The sequence below is a fragment of the Pseudonocardia xinjiangensis genome (assembly GCF_012911925.1).
In the GTDB taxonomy this organism is placed as follows: domain Bacteria; phylum Actinomycetota; class Actinomycetes; order Mycobacteriales; family Pseudonocardiaceae; genus Pseudonocardia; species Pseudonocardia xinjiangensis.
The window spans coordinates 21182-46807 of sequence record NZ_JAAXKY010000042.1 but is presented as its reverse complement, the minus strand read 5'-3'; the positions used below and the strand labels follow the sequence as shown (position 1 = coordinate 46807).

The 25626-nt window shown below is 73.9% G+C and carries 25 protein-coding genes; 13 read left to right on the top strand and 12 right to left on the bottom strand.

Features of this window, described 5'->3' with window-relative positions:
• The coding region (gene ptsP / locus HF577_RS14985; protein ID WP_169396457.1) for a phosphoenolpyruvate--protein phosphotransferase at positions 1-1719 on the top strand (1719 nt) is incomplete at its 5' end.
• Positions 1720-1723: 4 nt separating this feature from the next.
• Here the strand turns inward: ptsP and HF577_RS14980 are convergent.
• Positions 1724-3223, bottom strand: a complete 1500-nt coding sequence (locus HF577_RS14980; RefSeq protein WP_169396456.1) for an FAD-dependent monooxygenase — start codon at positions 3221-3223, stop codon at positions 1724-1726.
• Between the two features lie 67 nt (positions 3224-3290).
• Between HF577_RS14980 and HF577_RS14975 the strand changes: the two genes are divergently transcribed.
• Positions 3291-3998, top strand: coding sequence for a TetR/AcrR family transcriptional regulator (locus HF577_RS14975; RefSeq protein ID WP_169396455.1), 708 nt, complete (start codon positions 3291-3293; stop codon positions 3996-3998).
• Here the strand turns inward: HF577_RS14975 and HF577_RS14970 are convergent.
• Positions 3995-5203 (bottom strand): FAD-dependent monooxygenase, encoded by a 1209-nt coding sequence (locus HF577_RS14970; RefSeq protein ID WP_169396454.1) that lies wholly within the window; start codon positions 5201-5203, stop codon positions 3995-3997. The genes HF577_RS14975 and HF577_RS14970 overlap by 4 nt on opposite strands.
• A gap of 166 nt (positions 5204-5369) precedes the next feature.
• On the opposite strand from HF577_RS14970, the gene HF577_RS14965 reads away from it, so the two are divergent.
• The gene (locus HF577_RS14965; RefSeq protein ID WP_312859142.1) at positions 5370-6332 is read left to right on the top strand and encodes a TetR/AcrR family transcriptional regulator C-terminal domain-containing protein; all 963 of its coding nucleotides are present in this window, start codon (positions 5370-5372) and stop codon (positions 6330-6332) included.
• Between the two features lie 26 nt (positions 6333-6358).
• On the opposite strand, the gene HF577_RS14960 is transcribed toward HF577_RS14965, so the two are convergent.
• From HF577_RS14960 to HF577_RS14945, 4 genes are all read right to left on the bottom strand, one after another.
• Positions 6359-7783, bottom strand: coding sequence for a hypothetical protein (locus tag HF577_RS14960; RefSeq protein ID WP_169396453.1), 1425 nt, complete (start codon positions 7781-7783; stop codon positions 6359-6361).
• Between the two features lie 285 nt (positions 7784-8068).
• Positions 8069-8620: an NAD(P)H-dependent oxidoreductase gene (locus HF577_RS14955; protein ID WP_169396452.1), complete on the bottom strand. Its 552-nt coding sequence runs from the start codon at positions 8618-8620 to the stop codon at positions 8069-8071.
• Complete coding sequence (locus tag HF577_RS14950; RefSeq protein WP_169396451.1) at positions 8620-9123, bottom strand: flavin reductase family protein; 504 nt, start codon at positions 9121-9123, stop codon at positions 8620-8622. Before HF577_RS14950 ends, HF577_RS14955 begins: the two co-directional genes overlap by 1 nt.
• 336 nt (positions 9124-9459) lie before the next feature.
• Positions 9460-10416 (bottom strand): isoaspartyl peptidase/L-asparaginase, encoded by a 957-nt coding sequence (locus tag HF577_RS14945; RefSeq protein ID WP_169396450.1) that lies wholly within the window; start codon positions 10414-10416, stop codon positions 9460-9462.
• 462 nt (positions 10417-10878) lie between these two features.
• Here HF577_RS14945 and HF577_RS14940 point away from each other — a divergent pair, with 462 nt between their 5' ends.
• Positions 10879-13011: an amidase family protein gene (locus tag HF577_RS14940; protein WP_169396449.1), complete on the top strand. Its 2133-nt coding sequence runs from the start codon at positions 10879-10881 to the stop codon at positions 13009-13011.
• Between the two features lie 68 nt (positions 13012-13079).
• Here the strand turns inward: HF577_RS14940 and HF577_RS14935 are convergent, their stop codons facing one another.
• Positions 13080-14135, bottom strand: a complete 1056-nt coding sequence (locus HF577_RS14935) for a sigma-70 family RNA polymerase sigma factor (RefSeq protein WP_246266386.1) — start codon at positions 14133-14135, stop codon at positions 13080-13082.
• A gap of 144 nt (positions 14136-14279) precedes the next feature.
• A complete protein-coding gene (locus HF577_RS14930) occupies positions 14280-15581 on the bottom strand; it encodes an alpha/beta fold hydrolase (RefSeq protein ID WP_169396448.1) in 1302 nt (433 codons plus the stop codon).
• A gap of 212 nt (positions 15582-15793) precedes the next feature.
• On the opposite strand from HF577_RS14930, the gene HF577_RS14925 reads away from it, so the two are divergent.
• The gene (locus HF577_RS14925) at positions 15794-16246 is read left to right on the top strand and encodes a helix-turn-helix domain-containing protein (RefSeq protein WP_211174296.1); all 453 of its coding nucleotides are present in this window, start codon (positions 15794-15796) and stop codon (positions 16244-16246) included.
• 97 nt (positions 16247-16343) lie between these two features.
• On the top strand, positions 16344-16742 hold the full coding sequence (locus HF577_RS14920) for a hypothetical protein (RefSeq protein WP_169396447.1): 399 nt from the start codon (positions 16344-16346) through the stop codon (positions 16740-16742).
• A 159-nt stretch (positions 16743-16901) separates the two neighbouring features.
• On the opposite strand, the gene dtd is transcribed toward HF577_RS14920, so the two are convergent.
• Positions 16902-17327 carry a D-aminoacyl-tRNA deacylase gene (gene dtd / locus HF577_RS14915; RefSeq protein WP_169396446.1) on the bottom strand — a complete coding sequence of 142 codons (426 nt, stop codon included), beginning with the start codon at positions 17325-17327 and terminating at the stop codon, positions 16902-16904.
• Positions 17324-18877 carry a DUF7782 domain-containing protein gene (locus tag HF577_RS14910; RefSeq protein WP_169396445.1) on the bottom strand — a complete coding sequence of 518 codons (1554 nt, stop codon included), beginning with the start codon at positions 18875-18877 and terminating at the stop codon, positions 17324-17326. The genes dtd and HF577_RS14910 overlap by 4 nt, the downstream gene beginning before the upstream one ends.
• A gap of 57 nt (positions 18878-18934) precedes the next feature.
• Here HF577_RS14910 and HF577_RS14905 point away from each other — a divergent pair, with 57 nt between their 5' ends.
• From HF577_RS14905 to HF577_RS14895, 3 genes are all read left to right on the top strand, one after another.
• On the top strand, positions 18935-19534 hold the full coding sequence (locus tag HF577_RS14905; protein ID WP_312859141.1) for an HhH-GPD-type base excision DNA repair protein: 600 nt from the start codon (positions 18935-18937) through the stop codon (positions 19532-19534).
• 51 nt (positions 19535-19585) lie between these two features.
• Entirely contained in the window at positions 19586-20014 is a 429-nt protein-coding gene (locus HF577_RS14900) for an ArsR/SmtB family transcription factor (protein WP_169396443.1), read from the top strand.
• Between the two features lie 148 nt (positions 20015-20162).
• The gene (locus HF577_RS14895; RefSeq protein WP_169396442.1) at positions 20163-20477 is read left to right on the top strand and encodes a DUF3099 domain-containing protein; all 315 of its coding nucleotides are present in this window, start codon (positions 20163-20165) and stop codon (positions 20475-20477) included.
• On the opposite strand, the gene HF577_RS14890 is transcribed toward HF577_RS14895, so the two are convergent.
• Positions 20464-21372 carry a carbohydrate kinase family protein gene (locus HF577_RS14890; RefSeq protein WP_169396441.1) on the bottom strand — a complete coding sequence of 303 codons (909 nt, stop codon included), beginning with the start codon at positions 21370-21372 and terminating at the stop codon, positions 20464-20466. The two genes, HF577_RS14895 and HF577_RS14890, sit on opposite strands and share 14 nt — an antisense overlap.
• Positions 21369-22331, bottom strand: coding sequence for a pseudouridine-5'-phosphate glycosidase (locus HF577_RS14885; protein ID WP_246266393.1), 963 nt, complete (start codon positions 22329-22331; stop codon positions 21369-21371). The genes HF577_RS14890 and HF577_RS14885 overlap by 4 nt, the downstream gene beginning before the upstream one ends.
• Before the next feature lie 10 nt (positions 22332-22341).
• Here HF577_RS14885 and HF577_RS14880 point away from each other — a divergent pair, with 10 nt between their 5' ends.
• The 4 genes from HF577_RS14880 to HF577_RS14865 are packed head-to-tail and all read left to right on the top strand — an operon-like array spanning position 22342 to position 25401.
• Positions 22342-22590 carry a DUF3039 domain-containing protein gene (locus tag HF577_RS14880; protein ID WP_169396440.1) on the top strand — a complete coding sequence of 83 codons (249 nt, stop codon included), beginning with the start codon at positions 22342-22344 and terminating at the stop codon, positions 22588-22590.
• 26 nt (positions 22591-22616) lie between these two features.
• Positions 22617-23264, top strand: coding sequence for a class I SAM-dependent methyltransferase (locus HF577_RS14875; protein WP_211174295.1), 648 nt, complete (start codon positions 22617-22619; stop codon positions 23262-23264).
• Between the two features lie 27 nt (positions 23265-23291).
• A complete protein-coding gene (locus tag HF577_RS14870; protein ID WP_169396439.1) occupies positions 23292-24077 on the top strand; it encodes an SDR family NAD(P)-dependent oxidoreductase in 786 nt (261 codons plus the stop codon).
• Between the two features lie 55 nt (positions 24078-24132).
• A complete protein-coding gene (locus HF577_RS14865) occupies positions 24133-25401 on the top strand; it encodes an alpha/beta fold hydrolase (RefSeq protein ID WP_169396438.1) in 1269 nt (422 codons plus the stop codon).
• Positions 25402-25626 lie beyond the last annotated feature (225 nt).

Here is a 25626-nt window from a genome sequence, read left to right as displayed (position 1 = left end):
ACCCCCGCGAGTCGCCCGCTTTCCGCGCCCGAGTTGCCCGGATCGGGCGCCCCGCTCCCGGCGTCGCCCGGGATCGCGGTCGGGCCAGCCCGGTCCGACGCGGCCGCGCCCGTGGCGGTGCCCGACGCGCCCGCAGGCGATCCGGCCGACGAGCGGGCGCGCCTCGACGCCGCCATCGCCACGGTCACGTCCGAGATCCGGGCCGGCCGCGCCGCCGCCGCCGCGGAGCTGGGCCCCGCCGAGGCGGCGATCTTCGACGCCCACCTGCTGCTGCTCGACGACCCCGAGCTGGTGGAGGACGCCGGCGCGGGCATCGGGGACGGGGCGGCGGCCGAGCGGGCCTGGTCCGACGCCGCGGAACGCGCCGCGGCCGCCTTCGACGCCCTGCCCGACCCGTACCTCGCGGCCCGCGCCGCAGACGTCCGCGCCGTCGGGGACCAGGTGCTCCGCGTCCTCGTCGGGGGTGCTGCCGACATCCCGGACGACCACGCGGACGGGCCGCCCGCCGTGCTCGTCGCCGCCGACCTCACCCCGGCCCGGGCCGCGGCGCTGGACCCGGCGCGCGTGGCGGGTGTGGTGCTCGCGGGCGGGAGTCCCACCGCACACAGCGCGATCCTGCTCCGCGCCCGCGGCGTGCCGGCGGTGCTCGGGGCCGGTGCGCAGGTGCTGGAGGTGCCCGACGGCACGCTGATCGCGCTGGACGGGACCACGGGCGAGCTCGTCGTCGACCCCACGCCCGACACCGTCGCGGTGTTCCGGGAGCGCGCCGCCGCGCAGGCCGTCCGGGACCGGGAGGCCCGCGAACGGTCCGCCGCCCCGGCGGTGACGCGGGACGGCGTCACCGTGCTCGTCGGGGCGAACGTCGGCTCGCCCGCCGAGGCGACGGCGGCCGTGGCCGGCGGTGCCGACCTGGTCGGGCTGGTGCGAACCGAGTTCCTCTTCCTCGGGCGCGCGGCCGCCCCGGACGTCGACGAGCAGGAGGCGGCCTACCGCGCCGTCGCCATCGCGCTTGGCGGGAAGCGGATCACCCTGCGCACCCTCGACGTCGGTGGCGACAAGCCGCTGCCCTACCTGCCGCTGCCCGCCGAGGCCAACCCGTACCTCGGCCTGCGCGGGATCCGGCTGGCCACGGCGTTCCCGGACCTGCTCGCCGACCAGCTGCTGGCCGCGGTGCGGGTGGCCCACGACGCGCCGGTGAGCCTGATGTTCCCGATGATCACGACGCTCGACGAGCTGGTCGTCGCCCGCCGCGCGCTGGACGCGGCGATCGCCCGCGAGGGCCGGGGCACACCGCCCGGGCTGGAGGTGGGGATCATGGTCGAGGTCCCGGCCGCGGCGCTGAAGGCCGCGGCGTTCGTGCCGCACGTCGACTTCTTCAGCATCGGCACCAACGACCTCACCCAGTACGCGCTCGCCGCCGAGCGGGGCAACCCGGCGGTCGCCGCGCTGGCCGACCCCCTCGACCCCGGCGTGCTCCGCCTCGTCGACGCCGTGTGCCGGGCGGCGGGGGAACGGGTACTGGTGGCCGTCTGCGGCGAGGCGGCGGCCGATCCGCTCGCCGCCGAGCTGCTGGTCGGGCTCGGGGTGCGGGAGCTGAGCGTGGCACCGCCCGCGGTGGCCGGGGTGAAGCAGGCCGTGCGGGACGTGGACGCGGCACAAGCCGCTGCCCGCGCCACCGCAGCCCTGACCGCGAGCGGACCGGCCGACGTGCGCCATTGATCGTTCATGCGGCCCGCCCCCCGGTGACGGCCGCAAGGACGGCGGGCAGTGCGTCGGCGTCGGCCTTGACCGAACGCCAGGCGATGAACGCGTCCGGCCGCACGAGCAGCGCTCCCGTGGCGTCGATCCCGACCGACTCCGGCCAGTCGCCGTCGATCCGCACCACCGGGAGGTCCAGCGTCCGTGCGGCGTCGTCCCACTCCTCGGAGCCGGTCAGGAGGGTGAACCCCGGGCCGATCATGTCCAGTGTGGACACACCGTCGATCCACCGGTGCCGCAGGTGCGAGCCCGGCGCCCCGTCGAGAGCCGCCGCGACGTCCTCCGTGGACGGCAACGGCGGCACCGGGCCGGCGATCGCCGAGGAGTCGTAGCGGTAGCCCATCGTGACCATCGGGGCGTACCAGGCACCGGCCCTGTCGCGCTCGGCGACCTCGGACGGGTCCCAGTGCAGCCGCGGGTTCGCCCATCGCAGCATGGCCTGCGCGGTCACGATCTGGGCGAGCGCGTGCCGTTCCTCGTGGTAGCTGTCGAGCAGCCGGTCCCCGGCCCTGCCGGTGAGCACCATGGCGAGCTTCCAGGCCAGGTTGTGGGCGTCCGCGATCCCGGTGTTGAGGCCGAACCCGCCCAGCGGCGAGATGGCCCGCGCTGCGTCACCGACCAGGAAAGCGCGCCCGGACCGGAACGCGTCCGCCATCCGGACCGTCGCTCGCCACGGCAGGACGCTGACGATCTCGAGCGGCACGTCGGCGCCCAGGGCGGTGCGGATCGACGCGGCGCAGGTCTCGTCGGTGAACCTGCCGTCCGCCGGCGGCTTGGTGTGGAACACCCAGCGCCCTTCCCCGACGGCGAGCAGCATTCCGCGCGCGTCCGGATGGCTGATCTCGGTCAGCATCGGCAACGGGCCGAACCGGCCGACCAGGTCGGCGTCGAACAGGATGTTTAGCGTGGTGTCCCCGATCTCGCCCGGCCCGGTCGTGCCGATGCCGAGCGCGGCGCGAACGGTGGTGTTCACGCCGTCGGCGCCGATCAGGTAGGCGGCGCGGACCGTGCGGCCGTCGGAGAGCGAAACGTCGACGCCGTCGGCGTCCTGCTCGACGCCGGTGACGGCCACGCCGATCTCGATCGTCGCGCCGCGGTCGTGCGCCGCCGGAAGCAGCACGGAGTCGAGCCTGTCCTGTGAATAGTGGCCGCGCGGCGTCTCCGGTGACAGGTCGGGGCCCGTGAACCGCGGCGCCCGCGACGGTTGCGTGCGGTCGATCTCCGCGACCGTGCGCGCGTCGGCCTTTCCCGGCACGGCCGAACGCACGGCGACGGCGTCGATCGCCTCGCTGAGTCCGGCGGAGCGGAACAGCTCCAGCGTGCGAGGGCTGACGCCGAGTGCGCGCGGATGCACCGACGGCCGGGTGCGGCGCTCGAGGACGAGGACCGGAATCCCCTGCTGACCGAGGAAGACGGCGGCGGCCAGGCCGACGGTGCCACCGCCGGCGATCACGACCTGAGACATTGGATCCTCCTTGGGAACAGTGTGCCCGATATCGGGAACACTGTAGCCGTACCCGTACGCTGTGCCCATGCCCGCCCGTGACCGTCCCCTCGCCACGCTGGTCTGGATGCGCGACCGGGACCGCGGTGCCCGGCAGGCGATGAGCGAGGAGAGGATCGTGCGTGCGGCCGTCGCGCTGGCCGACAGCGAGGGCATCGACGCGCTGTCGATGCGCCGGATCGCCACGGAGCTGGGCTCGGGCACCACGTCCCTGTACCGGCACATCACCGGCAAGGACGAGCTGATCGAGCTCATGGTCGACGCCGTGTACGGAGACCGGCCGCTGCCGCCGGACCCTGGCGACGACTGGCGTGCCGGGCTGGCGACCGTGGCCCACGACTTCCGGGCGTCACTGCTCCGGCACCCGTGGCTCGCCCAGCAGGCGTCCCGCCGCCCGGCGCTGGGGCCGAACGTCATCGCCCGGCTCGACCACGCCCTCGCCGTCGTCGACCGCTTCACCCACGACGCGACCAGGGCGAACATGATCGTCAGTGCGGTGAACACCTACGTCCTCGGCTCGGTGGCCGCCGAGTTGGCCGATCGGGAGGTCCAGCGCTCCACCGGCATGACCGAGGACGAATGGCGCACCTCCGTGGGTACCTACGTCCGCCAGGTCGTCGAGTCGGGCCGCTACCCACACTTCAACCGCCGCATCCTCGACGCCGAGGACCCCGACGCCGACGCCCGCTTCGCGTTCGGCCTCGACTGCCTGCTGGGCGGGATCGCGTCGGGCTAGATCCCGACCCGCTGCCCGTAGTCCGGCAGCGCGATGTTGCCGGCCTTGGCGAACTGCGCGGCGATCAAGGGCCGCAACGGCCAGCGCGTCATCCAGTTCATCGAGGCCGTCCGGATGCGGATCTCGAACCGGCCCTGCGGCGCGTACCCGCTCACGCCGCCGGGCGGCAGCTTCTGGCCTTCCGTGACGTAGGGCCGCATCACCTGCTCGTAGCGCGCGAACGCGGCCCGGTGGTCGCCGTCGGAGGCGGCGAGCTCACCGGCGAGCACGTAGGCGCCGACGAGGGCGAGGCTCGTGCCCAGGCCGGTTAGCGGGCTCGGGCAGTAGCCCGCGTCGCCGAGCAGCACGACCCGGCCCGCCGACCAGCGGTCGAGGTGCACCTGGCCCATGGAGTCGAACGCGAAGTCGGGCGCCTCCCGCATGGCTGCGAGGAGTCGCGGGGTCTCCCACCCGACGCCGGCGAGGCGCCGGGCCACGATGTCGCGCTGCTGGGCGATGTCCCGGCGGTCGTACGTGATCGGCTCGGAGCGGAAGCTGAGGCCGGCCTTGATCTCGTGGGGGAGCCGGCCCGGCCGGGCGGAGGCGACGAGCCCGCCGGGGGCGTTGTGCATGAGGTACCAGCCGTCGAGATCGATGTCGGCCGGCGCGGTGAACCAGGCGGTGTAGCAGCCGATCGGACGGACCGAGTCCGCCTCCGGGCCGAACGCGAGGCTCCGGACCGCCGAGTGCAGCCCGTCGGCGCCGATGACGAGGCCGAAGCGGCGGGGTGCGGCCTTCTCGAACGTGACGGTGACGCCGTCGTCGTCCTGGTCGATTCCGGTGATCGTGTCGTCGAACAGGTACTCGGTGCCCGGGAGGCTCGCGCGGTGGAGGACCGCGGCGAGGTCGCCGCGCAGGACCTCGATCTCGGAGACGATGCCTTCGCCGCCGAAGGCGTCGGCCCCGAGCCGCGCCTTGATGTGGCCGGTGCCGTCGACGTAGGCGAGCCCGCGCTGGTCGAGGGCGACGGCCCGCACGTCGTCCATCAGGCTCATGCGCTCGACGACCGTGCGGCCCGCGCCGCGCAGGTCGACGGCCTGGCCGCCGGGCCGTAGTGCGGGCGCCCGCTCGACGACGGTGGGGGTGAAGCCATTCTTGCGTAGCCAGTACGCCAGTGCGGGCCCGGCGATGCTCGCCCCGGAGATGAGGATGTTCGTGTTCTGCATGTGCAATAGCGTACGGCGTACAAACAGTTCGCATCAAGTCATCTAGCTGCATAAATGCTGGGACGGAGTGCACTAGTGCGGGCATTCTGGGGTCGACCTGCCTCGACGGGTCACCGCGGAGTCGCTAGTCTCGTCCGCGGCTCAAGTGCACTAGTACGGAGGGATCGTGGAGAGCAGTCCGCCGTATGCGCGGATCGTCGCCGAGCTGCGCCGGCGGATCGAGACGGGTGATCTCGCGCCCGGTGACCGGGTGCCTTCCACGCGGGAGATCACCCGGCACTGGGGCGTCGCCATGGCCACCGCCACCAAGGTGCTGGGCGTGCTGCGCCAGGAGGGGCTGGTACGCGCTGTGCCCGGTTCGGGCACCGTGGTGGAGACGCGCCCGGGGACGACGGCGCCCCGGCCGGTCGTGCCTCCGGCAGCATCGGAACCGGCGCTCGATCAGGCGCGGCCCCGCGTCCGCCCCGCACCCGACGCCGTCCTGACCCCCGAGCGGATCGTGGCCGTCGCCATCGCCATCGCCGACGCCGAAGGGCTCGACGGCCTGTCGATGCGACGGGTGGCCGCCGAGCTCGGAGCGGCCACCATGGCCCTTTACCGGCACGTCGTCGACAAGGACGACCTCGTGCTGCGGATGTTGGACGCCGCTCTGAGCGAGTGGCGACCGCCTGCGGACGCTCCGGACGGGTGGCGGCCCCGGCTCGAGATCGTGGGCCGCACGCTGTGGGCGTTGTTCCGCCGCCACCCCTGGCTCGCCCCGGTGGTGTCGATGACGCGGCCGCAGGCCGTCGCCGGAGGGCTGGCCCTGTTCGAGTGGACGCTGGCTTCGTTCGAGGGTTGCGGCGCCGACCACGCGACAGTCATGACCACCTACCTCACGCTCGTCAACTATGTGCGTGGGACGGCGGTGAACCTCGAACCCGAGGCCGAGGCCGAGGCGGCCACCGGACTCAACCCCGACGAGTGGATGGACACGCAGGAAGCAGCCATGCGATCGGTCCTCGGCGACGGCCGCTTCCCGACGTTCGAACGGGTGCTCTCCACCCCGTACGACTTCGACCTGGACGCGCTCTTCGAGTTCGGCCTGCAGCGACTGCTCGACGGCTTGGCCGTGGTGCTGCCCTCGTAGGCCTGCGCGTGACCGCGGCGGAGCGGCTACCCGAACGGGCGGCCCGGGTAGCCCCCGTAGGGGTACGGCATCTGCGGCGCGGAGTAGGGGACCTGAGGGCCCAGGTACGGCACCTGTGGCCCGGCAGGTGGCATCCGCGTTCCGTAGAACCCCGACAGGTCCTGCGCAGGCCGCTGGACCGCGACCGTGACCGGGTTGATCACCGAGTTGGCGGCGCCGCCCCCGTACACCTGCTCGTGGAAGCTCTGACCCGGTTCGCCGCCGTACATCCGGAAGTACCAGCGCTCGTGCTTGATCGCGTCGTCGACCAGGCGCAGGTACTCCTTCTCCCCGTCGCCGCCCACCCGGGCGGCCTCCTTGTCGATCAGCTTCCGCACGGCCTCCATGGCAGGACCCACCGGGGCGAACGGGTCCGTGTAGCGGCCGGGGTGGCGCAGTTCCTGCCACCGCTGGATCAGCGGGTTCGTCCGTTGCCGGTAGCGCTGGATCAGCACCGTGTGGAGTTCGGCGACCGCGCTCACCGCCGAGCGGGTGTAGTTCTCCATGGTGACCCGGTCGTTCCCCGACCTGGCCACCACCCCTCCGAAGTGGAAGTTCCAGGGCGGGTCGTCGGGCGACCGGGTACCGCCGGGCGCCGCGAAGTCCGGCCCGTCGCTGCCCAGCGAGGTGATCGCGAAGGACTGCCCGACGCCCGGGTTGGCGTACTGGTTGAGGCCCATCTCCTGCGCGCCCACCAGGGTCCCCGCGCGATGGGCCGCCCCGTAGGCCTCGACGGCCGCGCGCTCGTCGAACGTGCCGTCGCCGGACGCAGGACGTCCGGGGCCGGCCGGGGTCATCCGGTGGCCGAGCTCGAGGGCACGCTGCTCGGAGTACTGCCTGCCGTCGTCTGCGATGATCTCCCCGCGCCGCCGGCGCCGGGGAATGCCCATCAGCAGCCCGGCGACCTCGATGCACTCGTCCTCGGTGCGCTGTCCGAAGCGCCGAGCCGACGACGGCGCGGGAGCTGCCACCACGCGGTTCAGGGTTCGCCGGCGGCCGTCCGAACCGGCGACCCTGATGGTCTCGGGCCGCTGTTTCAGCCGGTAGAAACTGCCGGTGGCCCGCAGCGCGGCCACGGACTCCTCCAACACCGATGAGCTGCTGTAGAACTCCTTCGGCTCGAGGTTCGGAGCATCGTGCACGGCGAGGTCCGCCTTCGCCGAGACCCGGACGGGAACCGGATTCTCCGCCGACGGGCTGAGCGAGGGGGCGTCGTGGCTGAGCGCCCAGGGCAGCTGCCCGGCGGGCGTCTCGGCCGCGGGCCGCGTCCGTAGCCAGGTGTGGGGGGTCTGCGAGACGAAGTTCGGCCCCGGTCCGGTTCCGCTGCTCACCTGCTGCTGGCCGAAACGTTGCACCGGAACGGCCCGCTGGATCAGCTGGGTGACCGCGGCGTTGCCGACGGTGCCCTGCATCCGGAGCAACGGAACGCGGGGGTCGCGTTCGTCAGCGGCCTTCGCGGACGCGTGGCGTGCCGGTGAGCGGTCCGGTCGGCGCCGGTCGCGCGTTCCGTCGGATACCCTCATCTCACGCCTTCCCCGTCCGTTCCCGCCCGCTGGTGATCCCTGGTCCGGGCATGAGCGACCCACGTTCCAGGCTAGGGCGCTCGTTCCGCCCGCATCACGGTCGAGCGGTCGGTCACGGGGGAAGGGCGGTTGCCCGTTCGTACCGGCCCTTCGGGCACCGGGGCGCGGCGACCCCTAGACCTGCGGCGTGATCGCGCTGAGCGCCTTCGACGAGCGGATCGCGGCGGTCAGGTCCACCAGCGCGGCGCCGTGCGCGGCAGCCAGGGCGGCGCTGTCCTCGGTGAGCGTGGTGCGGTCGACGTAGCCGCTGTGGTCGAAGTAGAGCCCGGGGGACAGCACCTGCACCGCGAAGAAGCTCGCCAGCACGTTGCGCAGGTCGCCGAGCGCGAGGAAGTGGTGGCCGCTCGCCCCGGTGAGGACGATGGCCGCGGCCTTGCCCTGCAGCGGTGCGGTGCTCTCGCCCCACTTGCCGCGCTCGGTGCCCTCGAGCAGCCCCTTGAGCAGGGCGCTGTAGGTGGCGCGGTAGACGGGGCTGCCGAGCACCACGGCATCGGCGGCGTCGATCGCGGCGACCACCTCGGGGAGCTCGGTGGAGCCCAGCTCCACCAGCGTGGTGGCGGCACCCGCGGCGGCGGCACCGGCGAGGACCCCGGCGATCGCGGTGCTGGTGCGCCCGCCCGCATCCGGCCCACCCGCGATCCCCAGCACGGACAACGACTCGGTCATCAGCTCTCCTCCGGATCGGCCGTCACGCCGTAGCGGCCGCGGTAGTACAGCAGGGGCAGGCGAGCTGGGTCGGCACCGAGGTCGCGCACGCGGCCGATGGCGACCGTGTGGTCACCGCCGTCGTACTCGTTCCACAGCGAGCAGTCGATCCACGCGCTGACGCCGTCGAGGATCGGCGCGCCGGACGGCGCCGGGCGCCACGGCACCCCGGCGAACTTGTCGACCCCGGAACGGGCGAACCCGGCGCTGAGCTCCTGGTGGTCGGCGGCGAGGACGTTGACGCAGAACGCGCCGACGTCACGGATCCGGGGCCACGTCGACGACGACCGCGCCGGCGCAAAGGTGATCAGCGGGGGATCGAGCGACAGGGAGGCGAAGGACTGACAGGTGAAGCCGATCGGCCCGTCCTGGCCCGTCGCGGTGACCACCACGATGCCGGAGACGAAGTGACCCAGCACCTCCCGCATGACGGCCGGCGAGACCGGACCGGGTGGTGCGCTCATACTTCGAGCGTAGGACGGCGGAGGCGCCCGCGGTGGCCTCGACGTGAGGCAGCCCACACCGCTGGCGGACCGGGATGTCGGCCACTCGTCGAGCTGGGGGGCGAGTCGCCGCAGATCGTGTTCCCGGACACGGCCCGCGCCGAGGGCGCCACGATCGCCTACGGCGGTGCCGCCGACGAGGGGCCGGGCGGGCTGTTCGTCCGGCCGACGGCCGCCCGGCTGCGGGCAGGCACCGTCTGGATCAACGCACCGCGTGGTGGCGCCGGGCCGGGCTCGACGAGTACCTCGAGAGCAAGTCGGTGTGGGTCGAGCTCACCGGCGGTACCCGCGACCTGTTCACGCTGGGCCGACCGCCCGCCTCGGGAGGAACCGGACCTCCTGGTCGGCCGCGGTCATCACCGAGTAGGTCGAGCCCGCCTGGCCCGCGGCGCCGCCGTGGCGCCCGTCGGGGGTGAGGGCGAGCGTGCGCAGCTCCGCCCGGAAGGTGTCGGGCAGGGTGGCCGCGTCGGCCAGCATGGCGGCGCACGCCGTCTCCGGGTCGTCGCCCGCGGCGAGCCGGTCCACGACGACCCGGGCACCGGTGGCGCGGATGCTCAGCTCGCCGCGCCCGGTGCACGCCGCCCCGCCGTGGCGCAGGTCGCAGTAGTTGCCCGCCCCGGCGATCGCGGAGTCCCCGACCCGGCCGGGGTACTTCCACGGGTAGCCGCTGGTGGACACGCCCACCACCAGCTCGCCCCTCTCGTCGAGGGCCAGGACGTTGATCGTGCCCCACGGTCCCTCGTGCGGGGCCAGCCGCTTCACCAGCTCCAGCGCCGCGAGCCGGTAGGCGATGTCGCCCGAGCCCGCCCGGGTGTTCTCGCCCTCCACCGACTCCTCGGTGACCGACAGGGCGTCGTGCCAGGCCTTGCGGGCCTCCTCGGTGAGGAGCTCGGCCGTGGTGAAGCCGCACTCGGCGGCGAACAGCTCGGCCCCCTCACCCACCAGCAACGCGTGCTGGGGGAGGCGTTCCATGACGGCCCGGGCCACCGAGATCGGGTGCGGGTAGCCGCGCACCGCGGCCACCGCCCCGAAGGCCCGGGTGGAGCCGACCATCACCGACGCGTCCAGCTCCACCTCGCCGCGGGCGTTGGGCAGCCCTCCGGTGCCGACGTAGTGGTCGGCCAGGTTGTCCTCGCACAGCAGCAGGGCCGCCTCCACCGCGTCGAGCGCGCTCCCACCGGCGCGCAGCACGGCCATTCCGGCGGGCAGACCCGCCTCGCTGCGCTCACTGCCGATGATCACCGGGTCGGTCACGGGTGACGTCCTTTCGCGGGGGGCGGTCGTTCGGTGGCGTGCCGGCACGTGGCCGGGCCCCTCACCCTTCATGACGTGCGCGGTGAACGGCAACCGGGTGTTCTGGCCGTAGCCGGAAACGGTCGCCATGAACAGTGGGCCGACCGCAGTTCCATTGCCGAAGAGTGCGGCCTTCGCCGGTGTTCTGCGGTCGATCGCAGAGGGGACCGCGGCGCCCGTGCGCATCTTCGGATGCGTCAGCGAAATGTATTTCGCGCGCGCGACCGGCCCGCCCGGAACAGCCCGTGAGCTGGTCGAACATGGAGAACACCGGGATCTCATCAGCCCGCGCGGGGGCAGGCAAATGTCGCGGAGGGCCGGGCAAGGGGGTGTCCGCCCGCCCTGCTCGAACTGGCCAGGATGTGCTGTATACAGTTGCGGGGAATGTATGTGCTGGGCCGGACCGGACAAGCAGGAGCTCGCATGAAATTCACTGTCCTCGGTTCCGGTGCCATCGGTGGCACGGTCGGCGCCCATTTGTCCCGATCCGGCCACGACGTCCTCTTCTGTGATGCGGACCCGGCACACGTTGCCGCGATCGAGGCCGACGGGCTGCGGATCACCGGGCCGGTGGACGAGTTCACGGTGCGGGCGCCCGCGGTGCTTCCCGCCGGTCTGCCGGAGCTGGTCGACGGCGTGGTGCTCGTGGCCGTGAAGGGGCACCACACCGCGGCGGCCGCCGAGGTGCTGCGCGGCAGGCTGGCCCCCGGCGCGGTCGTCGTGTCGATGCAGAACGGTCTGACGGCGGACCTGCTGTCCGGCGTGGTCGGGCGCGACCGGCTGCTCGCCTGCTTCGTCAACTTCGGGGCCGACGTGGTGGGACCCGGCGTCGTGATGCAGGGCAACGTCGCGACGTTCCGGATCGGCGAGCTGGACGGCCGGCTGACCGACCGCCTGCGCGAGCTCGCCGGCGTCCTGCCCTACGCCGAGCCGACCGGCGACATCCTCGGCTACCTCTGGGCCAAGCAGGCCTACGGCGCACTGCTGTTCACCGGTGCCGTCTCGGACCTGTCGATCGCCGACTCCCTGGAGGACCCGCAGTTCCGGCCGTTGATGCTCGCGGTCGCGCGCGAGGTGCTCGCCCAGTCGCCGGTCATCCCGATGCCCTTCGACGGGTTCGACCCGGCGGACCTGCCGGGGTCGCTGCGCAGGCTCGTCGCCGTCAACCGGGGCAGCGCGAAGAGCCACAGCGGGATCTACCGGGATCTCGCCGTGCGCAACCGCCGAACCGAGGTCGACGTCCAGCTGGGGCCCCTCACCGGCCCGCTCACCGGGTACGTCGCGGAGCTGATCCGGGCGATCGAACGGGGCGAGCGCGTGTGCGAGGTGGCCAACCTCGAACTGCTCGCCGCCTACGAGCGGCTGGAACGGCTCGGCCGTCCGTTGCACGCCGTGGTGGCCGCGCTCCCCGCGCCGCTGCGGGCGAAGGCGGGGCCGCTGCACGGCACGCCGATCGCGGTGAAGGACATCATCGACGTCGCGGGGAGCCCGCGCGGCAACGGCAACCCGCACGACATGGCGGGCGCACCTGCCGCCTCGGACGCGCCGGTGGTGGCCGCGCTGCGGGCGGCGGGCGCCGACGTCTTCGCGCTGGCCTCGTTGCTCGAGTACGCGGCGGGTGCACCCCACCCGGACCTGCCGGAAGCGAGGAACCCGGTGCGTCCGGACCGGACCGCCGGTGGGTCGAGCGGCGGGTCGGCCGCACTGGTCGCCGCGGGCGTGTGCCCGGCCGCGCTGGGCACCGACACCGGCGGGTCGATCCGCATCCCGGCGGCCTACTGCGGGGTCGTCGGCCTGAAACCGACCGCCGGCCTGATGAGCACCGAGGGTGTCACCCCGCTCTCGCCCACGCTGGACCACGTCGGGGTGCTGGCTGCGTCCGTGGCGGATGCCGCCGCCGTGCTGGCGGCGCTCACCGGAATCGGCGCGGCACCGGAGGAGACCCCCGCGCGGCCCGTCCGGCTCGGGGTGGTTGCCGACCAGCTGGCCGACCCGCGGCTCGATCCCGAGCTCGCGGCGATCACCCGGACGGCGCTGGACCGGCTCCTCGTCGCCGGCATGGCGCTGGCCGACCGCGACGGCACGGTGCTCAGCGGGCTGGAAGCGTGCCTGGCGGACATCCTGCTGGTCGAGGCCTGGCAGGTGCATGGGCAGGCGATCACCGGGCCCTGCGCCGAGCCCGACCGCTTCGGAGCCACGACCCTGCGCCTGCTTCGCACCGCCGCGGAGGTCGAGCCGCGGCGCCGTGACGCCGCACTGGCCCGCCGGGCTGAGCTGCGTCCCGCGGCCGACCGGCTCCTCGACGGGGTGGACGTCCTGGTCGGACCGGCCACCCCCTACGCGGCGCCCGAGCGGACCCCGCCGATCGACACCCCGGAAGGGCGGATCGAGGGGATCTTCAGCGCTCCCTACAACGTCTCCGGGCAGCCGGCGATCGTCGTGCCGTGCGGCCTCACCGCCGGCGGCCTACCGGTCGGCCTGCAGCTGGCAGCGCGCCACGGCGACGATGCAGGGCTGCTGCGGGTCGCGGCGGCCGTCGAGGTGGCGCTCGCCTGACTCCCCGTGATCGCTGCGAGCCGCACGTCACAGCCCTCGGGAGGGCGCTCTCGTACGGCTCGCGCCGATCAGCTCGCGTAGGCGCGCAGGCGGTCGGCCCGCTCACCGATGCGCAGCTTGGCCATCACCTCGCGCTCGATCTGCCGGACACGCTCCCGGGAGAGCCCGAAGCGGCGGCCGATCTGGTCGAGCGTGCACGGCTGACCGTCGTCGAGGCCGTAACGCATCCGGATGACCTGCTGCTCGCGGTCGTCCAGCGTGGCCAGCACCCGGCGCAGGTCGTCGTGCAGCAGGTGGGAGATCACCGTCGTCTCGGCGTCGGTGGCCTCGCCGTCCTCGATGAAGTCGCCGAGCGGCGCCTCCTCCTCGGACCCCACCGGCATGTCCAGGCTCACCGGGTCGCGCGCGTGGTCGAGCAGGTCGGCGATCTTCTCCTCGGCGATACCGGACTCGGTGGCCAGCTCCTCGTGGGTGGCGTCGCGTCCGAGCTTCTGGTGCAGATCGCGCTTGATGCGGGCCAGCTTGTTGACCTGCTCCACGAGATGCACGGGCAGCCGGATCGTGCGGGCCTGGTCGGCCATGCCGCGCGTGATCGCCTGCCGGATCCACCAGGTGGCGTAGGTGGAGAACTTGAAGCCCTTGGCGTAGTCGAACTTCTCGACCGCGCGGATCAGACCCAGGTTGCCCTCCTGGATCAGGTCCAGCAGCGGCATCCCGCGGCCCGTGTAGCGCTTGGCGAGCGATACCACGAGCCGGAGGTTGGCCTCCAGCAGGTGGTTGCGCGCCCGCATGCCGTCGCGGACGACTGCCCGCAGATCGGCCGCGTACCGCCGCTCCAGCTCCGTGCCCTCTTCGGCGGCCGCATCGAGCACGTGCTGGGCGAAGACGCCCGCCTCGATCCGCTTCGCCAGCTCGACCTCCTGCGCCGCGGAGAGCAGCGCGGTCTTACCGATGCCGTTGAGGTACACGCGCACCAGGTCCGCCGCAGGGCTCTGCGCGTCGAGGTCCTCGGCGGACAGCTCCGGACGCTCGGAGGTGGCCTCCGAGTGGTCAAAGTCTGTACGCTGTGTCGGGATGCCAGGACCGGCCGCGTTCGTCGGCCCGTTCATGGTGGGCGCTGTCATCTTTCCTCCCCTGCCGCAACCCGGCGGGGCGGTGTCGGAGCGCCGCCGCCGGGGTTCTCATGGGGTTGAACGCCTGCATGCGGCAGAACGTTCCCGCAGGAATGTGGTCGGCGCTTCATTCTCAGCGGGCCCTCAGACCGGGCATCAGGGCGCGGGCACCTCCGGCGTACCGCCTGGATCAGCAACAACGTCCCGCGCGTTCCGTTCGTGATCGTCCCCGCCTGCCCCGTCCGGCCGGGGCACCGAGAGCGCGTGGACGGCTGCCATCAACGGCGGCCAGTCCGTCCGCAACGCCTCCCGCCCCATGAACAGACCGAGGTGGCCGCCGTTCGCGGTGCGCCGGTGGATCCGGTCCTGCGGGGTGCCGACGGCCTCGGCGGCCGCGAAGAGCTGCGGTGGCGGAGTGATGTGGTCGGTCGACCCGGCGAGAAGAAACAGGGGGCAGGTGATGTTCGCCAGATCGGCCCGGCGACCGTCGACGACGAGCTCTCCGGAGATCAGCTCGTTGCGCCAGAACAGGTGCTCCACGAGCCAGAGGTAGAACGCACCGGGGATGTCCTGAGTGTGTTTGAACCAGTCCTCGAACACGCGGTAGCGCTCGACGTGTGCCCGGTCGTCGATGTTCTCGAGCAGCTGCAGCTGGCGGGAGATCTCCGACTGCGGCTGGATCGCGATGAAGTTGGTGAGCACCGCCCGGCCCGGCATGTTGCCGCCGCCCAGCGCGACGAGCGCACGGTAGGGGGCGAGACCGAATGCGCTGGTCAGAGTCCGTGTGGAGGACGCGATCACCGACTCTCCGGCGTGGAAGTCGATCGGTGCTCCCGCCAGCGTCAGGGTGTGGACGCGCTCGGGGTGCAGTGCGGCGTAGATCGCCGCGAGCCAGCCGCCCTGGCAGTCCCCGACGAGGTTGGCCCGCCCACCCATCCGCTCGATGGACCGGTCGATGACGTCGAGGTAGTCGGTGATGGTGACGCCTGCGGTCCGGGGGGTCGCGGCGCGCCACTCGAGCACGAAGAGCCGGTGCAGGCCCGCCGCCCTGATCACGGCCAGCTGGCTCTGTGTCGGCGAGAAGTCGACCACGCTCGAGGAGTGACCGGCCTGGGGCGGGAGCACCAGCGTCGGCACGACCTCGGCCGCCCGGTCGGCCGGCTCGGTGAAGTCGCGCAGGTGCGCGAACGGCGTGCTGAGCACGATCTCGCTGGGTAGGTGCCAGCTCGGCTCGCTGCGCCTGCGCATCTCCCGCCACCACCGCAGCCCGCGGTCCGCCATGCCGAGCGGGGTGGTGCTGCGGGAGATCGCGTCCGCCCACACGGCCCCGCTCGCCCTGGTCAGTTCGGCCAAACTGTTGGCGGCCGCTGCGGTGTTGTAGCCGGCGAGATGGGCCAGCGCGGCTGCCATGTCGGGCATCCGGGGCGGGGAGGCGTTCGTGCCTCGCGTGGTCGACATCACAGGGTTGGATGGCACGGATTGCGACGCCGCAGTCAAGTCGGACTCCCATCGGCAGTGACGGTTCCCGACTGTCGGTTGATCGGACAATCGGTTACCCGACGGTAGCTCCCGCTTGTCATCCCCGGCAACACGCATGTCCGGTCTGGTAAACCAAGCGGCAGATCGGGCGATTCTCGCCCGGGGTAGCGGCACGCGCGATGATGGACGCCATGAGCGCAGCGCGGCCCACGTCCCATGAGTCCACGGGTGACGGCCCTTCGGGCGACGGCCCTCCCGCCACGGCGTGGACGGCCCAGATGAACATGCTGGGTGACTTCATCCGGGCGCAACGTCAGCTCGCCAACCTGTCGCTGCGGGAGATGGCGTCGATGACGAGCGTGTCCAACGCGTACCTGAGTCAGGTGGAGCGCGGGCTGCACCAGCCGTCGCTGAAGGTGCTGCGCTCGATCGCCGATGCACTGCAGCTGTCCACCGAGCAGTTGCTCTCGCAGGCCGGGTGGGCCACCGCGACGGGGTCCGCCGCCGGATCCGCAGGGGGCTCCTCCGCCGGGGAGGCGACCGGCACCGAGGACGCGATCCGCAAGGACCCCCGGCTGTCTCCGGAGCAGCGGACCGCGCTGCTGGGGGTGTACCGCAGCTTCGTCGGGGGCGCCACGGAGTGAGAGGGCGGGATCACACTCAGTCTGCTTGACATACTTAACGCTGTTGCGCAGTCTAGGTAGCACAGGCACGCAACAACCCGTAGGAGAGAGGCCGAACATGAGCGCCCCGACCGACCAGTTCCTCGAGATCGCCACCCGTACGCAGGACGCCCTCACCAGCGCCGTCCGCACGTGGGCCGACACCGTCACCACCTTCACCGGCAGTGTCACCGGCTCGCGCCCCGCGCTGCCCGACGCCCAGGTCGCCGTCGACCGGTACTTCGACTTCGCCGAGCAGGTGCTCGAGAACCAGCGCCGCCTCGCCAAGACCGTCCTGACCGCCGGCGCCCAGGCCGCCGAGACCGTCACGGAGCAGGCCGCCCGCACCGCCGAGTCCGTGGCCGCGCGCACCGTGAACGCCACCGAGACCGCGGTGAACAAGGCCGCCGACGTCACCAAGGCCGCAGGCGAGCAGACCGCCTCCAACGCCCGCGCCGCGAAGGTCGCCGGCAAGTGATGTGAGCCCGCTACGGGCCCACAGCAGTACCGACGACAGAACATCCCGGCACCGCCACGACCCGACCGGGTCGCAGTGGCCCGGCGACGAAGGAGCCCCGCCCGGTACCCCCGGCCGGGGCTTCTGCCGTTCCCGGCGCCGGGCGGTTCCTGAGCGCGCTCAGACCTCCACGAGCACGGTGAACGGGCCGTCGTTCACCGACTCCACGGCCATCTCGGCCCCGAACACGCCGGTGGCGACCTCGGCGCCGCGGTCGCGCAGCGCGCCCACGACGGCCTCGACCAGCGGCTCGGCGTGCCCGGGCGGAGCCGCGGCCGACCAGGAGGGCCGCCTGCCCTTGCGCGTGTCGCCGTACAGGGTGAACTGGCTGATCACCAGCAGCGGCGCCCCCAGCTCGGCGCTGGACCGCTCGCCCTGAAGGATGCGCAGCTCGTGCAGCTTGCGGGCCATCACTGGCGCCGCGTCCGGACCGTCGTCCCGGCCCACCCCGAGCAGCACCAGCAGCCCCGGCCCGTCGATCCGGCCGACGACCTCGCCGTCCACCCGCACCGCCGCCCGGCTCACCCGCGCGACCACCGCCCTCACCGGCCCGGCTCCGGCGCGGGCAGCAGCACGCCGTGGCGGACGAACTCCCGCACCGCGGGCAGCGCCGCCGCGGCCAGCTCGTCGGTGGGGCGGTCGTGGGCGAAGGCCAGCAGCTCCACCAGCTCGCCGAGCGGCAGGGCGCCCTGGCATCCGGCCAGCAGCGCGGCGGCCGGGCCGTCCACCTCGTGGCGCCAGCGCGGACCGTCCAGCCGCGCCACCGCGGACCCGACCTCCGTCCAGCCCTCGGTGCCCGGTTCGGCGTAGGTCTCCAGCACCACCGACGGCGCCACCGCGAGGCGTGCGCCCAGCAGCGCCCGGTCATCGGCGTGGGCGTGCAGCCAGTCCACCCGGTCCAGCCAGCCCTCGACCTCCGGGCCCAGCGGATCCTCGACGTCGCCGGGCAGGTCCTCGAACACCACCGTCGACTCGCCGTCCCGGCGCGCCCCACCCGGTCGGCGCAGGGTCACGAACCCGAAGCCCACGGCCTCCACCCGCGCGCGCTCCATCCAGTCGAGCCAGGCCGCGGCCTGCTCGCGGGCTGCCGGCGAGGTGAGATCGAGCCCGGCGTCGCGCTGCCAGGTACCGACGTGCAGCGCGGGATCGGCCACCTCCCGTTGCACGACCCAGGCGTCCACGCCGGCGGGCAGCCACGACCGCACCCGGTCGGGCCAGTCCTCCCCGCGCACGTGCAGCCACGAGCCGAGCAGCTGGGCCACGCCGCCCGGTTCGAGGTGCTCGGGCAGTGCCCGCAGGAGCGCGGCGAGCGCGGCGTCCCCGTCCTGGCCGGAGTCGCGGTAGACGTAGTCCACCCGCGCGGGGCCCGGCACGAACGGCGGGTTCGACACGATCTGGTCGAACCGGCGCCCCGCCACGGGCTCCAGCCACGGCCCCTCCAGGAGTTCGACGTCGAGACCGTTCAGGGCGAATGTGGCGCGGGCCATCGCGAGGGCGCGCGGCGCGAGGTCCGTGCCGGTGACGGCGCGCGCGTGCCGGGTGGCGTGCAGGGCCTGCACACCGCAGCCGGTGCCCAGATCCAGCAGGGACCCGACCGCGCGTCGCGGCGTCGCGGCCGCCAGGGTCAGTGACGCCGCACCGACGCCCGTGACGTGGTCGCGCTCCTGGCGCCGCTGGTCGAGGTCGGAGAGGACCCACCAGTCGGCGCCCCCGTCCGCGGCGCCACCGGAGGGGTCCCCGCCGGAGATGTCGGCATCGGAGGTGTCTCCATAGGGGCGCAGGTCGAGGGCGGCCGCCCAGCCGCCGGGCACGGCGCGGAGCAGACCGGCCGCGGCCGCGTCGGCGGGGGCGAGCGGGGCGAGAGCCGCGGCCACCGCGGCGTCCGGCTCGACGGCGCCGAGCAGCAGCAGCCGCACCAGCACGCCGAGCTCCCCGCCGTCGCGGCTCGAGCGGAAGGCCGGCTCCACCTCGCCGCGCCCGAGCGCGGCGTGTGCCGACTGCCCGAGCAGCGCCCGGACGCCGTCGGTGGTGTAGCCGGCCCGGAGCAGGGCGGTGCGCAGCGCGTCGGCGGTGGCGGGGGAGAGGTGGGGCAGCACGGCGCCGATCCTCCCAAGAGGCCCGTCGGCCGCTGCCGCGGCGCTACCCTTTCTGGCGTGCCCCTCTGTCTGAGCCAGGACGCCGACGCCGACGCGCTGCTCGACCGCGACCCGTTCGCGCTGCTGGTCGGGATGCTGCTCGACCAGCAGTTCCCGATGGAGCGGGCCTTCGCCGGGCCCGCGCTGCTCGCGCAGCGCCTCGGCCGCACCGAGCTCGACCCCCGCGAGCTCGCGTCCTACGACCCCGAGGCGTTGGTCCAGATCTTCCGCGGGCCGCCCGCGATCCACCGCTACCCCGGCTCGATGGCCGCGCGCGTCCAGGCGCTGGCCGTCGCCGTCGTGGAGCAGTACGACGGCGACACCGGGCTCATCTGGCGCGACGTCGAGGACGGTCGTGAGCTGTTCCGCAGGCTCGCCGCGCTGCCCGGCTTCGGCACGCAGAAGGCGCAGATCTTCACCGCGCTGCTCGGCAAGCAGCGCGGGGTGACGCCCACGGGCTGGCGCGAGGCCGCGGGCGGCTACGGCGAGGACGGCTCCTTCCGGTCGGTCGCCGACGTCGTCGACGCCCCGTCGCTCGTGCGGGTCCGGGAGTACAAGCAGGCCAGGAAGGCCGAAGCGAAAGCGGGCAAGCCCGCCGCGGGCGCACCGAAGGGCTGAGCCCGGCCGCGTCCCACGGCGCCCACGCCCCAGGGCACTAGCATCGACCTCGTGCACCAGGTGCCTCCCGCGCGTCGTGGCGTCCGCGTCGTCGACCCCGACCAGGTGTGCGACGCCACCGCCGTCCTCGCCGACGGTGAGCAGCTCCGGCACGCAGCGGCCGTGCTCGACGCGCTCGGCGACGTGCACCGCCTGAGCATCCTGCTCGCGCTGCACCACGCCGGTGACCTGTGTGTCTCCGATCTGGCGTTCGCGGTCGGGATGAGCGACAGCGCGGTGTCGCACGCCCTGCGGCTGCTGCGGGCGCACGGGATGGTCGCCGCGCACCGCGAGGGCAGGCTCGTCCGCTACCGCGTGGTCGGCGGGCTCACCACGCGGCTGCTCGACGTGGTGTCCGAGGGCGTCGTGGGCGACGTCGTGCTGCACGCGCACAGCACTGCGGGAGCGCACCTCGACGCCGTGCCGGTGCCCCAGGACTGACACCCGATCGCGTCCGGGGTCGACAGGCGCGTCCGCCCCGGCAGTGGCACGATGACCACGGAGGCGGACGAAGGGCCAGCGGCCGGGCCACCGCTCAGCGTCGACACCGCCGGGTGCCGGCGCCGTCGCGGCCAACGAGGGAGTTCCCGTGGCAGATCCGCAGCGCGCGGAGGAGCCTGTTCTGATCACCGACGCCGCTCTTTCCTACGAGGAGGAGCTGGCCACACGCAAGCGTCGCTACAAGATCATGATGGGGATGCGCATCCCCTGCATGGTGCTCGCCGCCGTCTTCTACCAGATCCCGTGGCTGGCGGTCACGCTGCTCGTCCTGTCCATCCCGCTGCCGTGGATGGCGGTACTGATCGCCAACGACCGGCTGCCCATCAAGGCCGAGCCCGTCAACCGCTACCAGGCCGAGCGGCCCCAGATCGAGCCCCGCGACCACCCGGTCATCGAGGGCTGACCGCGGCCTGGGCCGGCGGCCGCCCGCCCAGGCAGGCCACCGCGGTGGCGGCGGCCGCGCACCCCGCGCGCAACGCCTCCACCGGGCTCGCCCCGCGCAGCCGGGCGACGAGCAGGCCGGCGTCGAACGCGTCGCCCGCCCCTGTCGGGTCGACCACGTCGGTCGTCAGGGCGGGAACCTCGACGCGGCCGTGGCGATCCACCCAGCGGGCCCCGCGGGGCCCGTCCGTGACGGCCACCGCGCCGTCCGGGCTCGTGTCCGCCAGCAGGTACGGCTCCGAACCGCCCAGGGCGGCGAGCTCGTCGGCGTTGGGCAGCAGCAGGTCGACGCCGCGGACCCAGTGCCGGAACTCCGCGGTGAGCGCGGGCGCCGCCTGCGGGTCGACCGACGTGCTCAGCCCGGCCTCGCGCGCCGCGGCGAGCGCCGCGAGCCCGGCGGCCCGGGAGGACGGCCCGAGCAGCACGTAGCCGGACAGGTGCAGGTGGTCGGCGCCGTCGAGGGCGGGGAGATCGCCCGGTACCAGCCGGCCCGCCGCGCCCCGGTCGGACAGCATCGTGCGCTCGTCGCCGTCCAGGAGCACCACGACGGTGCAGGTCGGCTCGTCCGGGTCGACGGCCAGCGCCGGGAGCACCCCCGCCGTGGCCAGGTCGGCCACGGCGGCGCGGCCTGCCGCGTCGTCGCCCACCCGCGCCACCAGCGTGACCTCCGCACCGAGGTACGCGAGCCACGCGGCGGTGTTGGCCCCGGCGCCCCCGGCGGCGGTCCGGATCCGGGCCGGGACGTCCGCCCCGCGAACCGCGGCCCCGGCCGGTGCGACGAGCACGTCGACCGCGACGTCGCCGACCACCACCACGCGCGGCCTGCGCCCGCCGCTCACGAGGGCCCCGCCGCTCACGATGGGGGAGTCGCATCGGCGAGCGCCACGGCGACCTGGGCCGCCAGCTCGGCGTTGGCGCGCACGAGGGCGAGGTTCGTGCGCAGGCTCGCCCCGCCGCTGCCGGCGTGGAAGTGCTCCAGCAGCGCCGGCGTGACGTCCTTGCCGGTGATGCCGCGCCGGGCCACCAGCGCCATGCCCTCGTCGAGCAGCCGGTCGTGCACCCCGGCGGCGAGCTCGTCGGCGGCCGGAACCGGCTGCGCCAGCACCATCCCCGCGGGGGAGCCGAGCGAGCGGTGGGCCCGCCAGACGGCGGCGGCCTCCACCGGGCTCTCCACCCGCCATGGCACGGGATGCCCGGAGTCGCGCCGGTAGAAGCCGGGGAACGCGTCGGTGCGGTAGCCGAGCACCGGCACCGACCCGGTCTCGAGCACCTCGAGCGTCGCGGGCACGTCGAGGATCGACTTCACCCCGGAGCACACGACGAGCACGCCGGTGACGGCGAGCGCGGCGAGGTCGGCGGAGACGTCCCAGCTGTCGCGGGCGCCGCGGTGCACCCCGCCGAGGCCGCCGGTGGCGAAGAGCGGCACCCCCACCGCCTGGGCCAGTGCGGCCGTCGCCGCCACCGTCGTCGCGCCGTCGCGGCCCAGCCCGACGGCCACGCCGAGGTCGCGCACCGACAGCTTGACGAGCCCGCCGCCGCAGACCCGGTCCAGCTCGGCGGGGGAGAGCCCGACCCGGGGCACCCCGTCGAGGACGGCGACGGTGGCGGGCACGGCGCCCTGGTCCCGGACGGCGGCCTCCAGATCGTCGGCGGCGGCACGGTTGTGCGGACGGGGCAGCCCGTGCGCGAGCAGGGTGCTCTCCAGCGCGACGACGGGACGCCCGGCCGCCACGGCGGCGGCGACCTCCTCGGACATCACGGTCGGTGCGGGTGGGAGCCGGGCGTGCGGGGAGACGGGAACGGGCACGTGCGGCATCATGGACGACATGGCCACCCAGGTGCTGCCCGACGTCGAGACCCGCCCAGAGGGCACCGACACCACGGGCAACGACGAGCCCAAGATGTTCCACTACGTGAAGAAGAACAAGATCGCGGAGAGCGCCGTGCTGGGCAACATGGTGGTGGCGCTGTGCGGCGAGACGTTCCCGGTCACGCGATCACCGAAGCCCGGTTCGCCCGTCTGCCCGGACTGCAAGAAGATCTACGAGGGGCTGCGCCCCGGCAGCGACGCCTGAGCGGCTGACCAGTGGGCAAGGTGCCGGTGCGCAGGGTCCTGCGCGGATGGCTGTACGACCGGCTGGTGGCCGGGATGACCACGGACTGGTACCGCGAGGTGCTGGTCCGGCTGCCGGACGGGGCACGTCTCCTCGACGTCGGTATCGGCACGGGCGCCGCGCTCGCCCGCTGCGCCGATGTCGTGCGCGCCAAGCGGCTCGACGTCGTCGGTCTCGACATCGACGCCGACTACCTCGAGCGGTGCCGCACCGAGATGGCGAACGCCGACCTCACGGCGCAGGTGGTGCCGGTGCTGTCGTCGGTCTACGACCACGAGGGCGGTCCGTACGACGCGGCGTACTTCAGCGCGAGCCTGATGCTGCTGCCCGACCCCGTGGCGGCCATCGCGCACGTGGCGGCGCAGCTCACGCCCGAGGGCCGGGTGTTCGCCACCCAGACCTTCCACCACCGGCGCTCGGCGCTGCTGGAGCGGGCGAAGCCGCTCGTCCGGCACTTCACGACGATCGAGTTCGGGCGGGTGACCTACGAGGACGACTTCCGCCGGGCGTTCGCGGACGCCGGGGTCGAGCTGATGGAGCTCACCACCATGAGCGGCACGCGGCGCTCTTCGTACCGGCTGGCGGTGGCCCGGGTCGGCGACCACGGCGACGGGCGGGGCTGCTCGGCGGCGTAGGGCTCGGGTCGGCCTAGCGTTGCCTGCATGAGTGCTTCGTCGACGGCCGTACTGGACGGCACCCGGGTCCTGGTGACCGGTGGCACGAGCGGCCTGGGCCGGGCAATGGCTCAGGCGCTCGTGCAGGCGGGTGCCCGGGTGGCGTTGACCAGCCGGGACGCGCAACGGGCGCAGGCCACCGCCGCGGAGCTGGGCGCCGGCGCCGTCGGGATAGAGCTCGACGTCCGCGACCCCGGCTCGGTGTCGGCGGCGGTCGATCGCGCCTACGCGGCGCTGGACGGCCTGGACCTGCTGGTCAACAACGCCGGGATCGGGATGCGGACGGTCAACCCGCGGTTCCTCACCGATCCGCAGCCCTTCTGGGACGTGACACCCGCCGGTTTCCGGGACGTGCTCGAGACCAAGGCGACCGGGACGTTCCTGGTCGCGCGGGCAGTGGTGCCGCGGATGCTGGGAGCCGGCGGTGGTCGGGTCGTCACGATCTCCATGAACGACCAGACGATGACCCGCCGCGGCTTCGTGCCCTACGGCCCGTCCGGTGCCGCCGTGGAGGCGCTGGCCCGGGTGATGGCCGCCGATCTGGCCGGCACCGCGGTCACCTCCAACATCCTGCTGCCGGGTGGGGCGAGCGCCACCGGGATGATCCCCGACGGGACGGCGGACGAGCTCCGGGGCCACCTGCTCGACCCGGCGGTCATGGGGGCGCCGATCGTGTGGCTGGCGTCCCCGGACGCCGCCGGAGTGCACGACGAGCGGATCGTCGCCCGTGACTTCGGGGAGTGGCTGGCGGCGCGCGGGAAGAACGACGTCTAAGGGCCCCGGTCGCGCCGGCCGGGAACTCCGCGCGGCTCCCGTTCGTGTTCCGGACATGGGGGACGAACGGGGCAGGGGGCGGCCGGTCGAGCAGCAGGTGCGTGCCGGGGCGGGCGGCTGCGTCCGCCGTCCGGCGGGGAACGGCGAGGTCGACATCGCCTACCTCCGCCCCCGGCCGCGGGAGGGGACACCGATCGTGTTCCTGCCCGGCGGGCCCGGCCTCGCCTCCGCCCTGCCCTACCGGGCGCTGCGGCGCCGAGCCGTGAAGCGCGGCCTCGACGTGATCATGATGGAACACCGGGGGGTCGGGGCCTCCCGGCGCGACATCACCGGCGCCGACCTGGCGATCGAGGCCGTCACCGGCGAGGCGGCGGCCGACGACCTCGCGGCCGTCCTCGACGCGACCGGCGTCGAGCGGGCCGTCGTCTACGGCAGCTCGTACGGCACCTACCTCGCGCAGCTGTTCGCCGTGCGGCACCCAGGACGGGTCGCCGGGATGGTGCTCGACTCCCCGATGCTGTCCGCGGTGGACGACGTCGCAACGGTCCGTGCCTTCCGCCGGGACCTCCTCTGGAAGGGCCCCGGCCGGGCCGCCGCGCTGTTCCGTGAGCTGCTCGACGCGGAGCAGGTCCCGGTCCCCGAAGCGAGCCACGTGGTGCAGGTCGTGTACGAGTTCGCCGGCCCCGAGGTCCTCGAACGGCTGCTCGCCGCCCGGCTGGCGGGGCGGGCACTGCGCACCTGGCGGCGCGTCGCCGAGCTGGGGGCCGGGGAGATCGAGGGACCGGGAACCCGGTTCGTGATGGAGCCCGATCTCGTCGCTGGCATCACCCACGGCGAGCTCGGGTACGGCGAGGCCCCGGACGGCCTCCCGCTCGACCCGCAGGAACTGTTCTCCCACCACGCGGCCGACCGCCCGCCGTTCACGGGCGAGCGCGTCGACCTGCCGGCGGCGTTGCCGCACTTCGCCTGGCCCACAGCGGTCGTGTCGGGCGAGCGTGACCTGCGCACCCCCCGGCCGATCGCCGAGCGGATCGTCGAGCTGGTCCCGGGTGCCGTGCTCGTGCCGCTCCCGGACCTCGGGCACAGCGCCATGGACACCCACCAGCTCGCCGCGCTCAACGTCGCCCACGTCCTGGCCGCGGGTGGGCTGGGACGGCTGCCGGATCTCACGCCGCGGATCGCGGCGCTCCCGCGCAGGGGCGCATCGGGCAAGCTCGGCCCCGTCATCCGGGCGGCACTCGCACTCGAGCTCGCGTTGCCCGGCGGCCGACAGGGCTCCCCTTCGAGCCGGGGCCGAGGCGATCGCCATCGACGGGGCGGCTAGGTGTAATGCCCAGGCGGGTTGTTGACGCGGCTGATGGGTGGTTGGCCGCCGAGGGCGGTGTGGCCGCGGTTGGCGGCGTGGAGCGTAGTTGAACCCGACCAGTGGCCGGTGCGGGTCTGGCGGGACTGGTCGCTGGCGCGGCCGTGCACCCCTCACATCCACGTGCACCGTGTTCGCAGCGGCAGATCACCGTGCCGGTGGGACGGTCGAGTCAGGTCGGCCGGG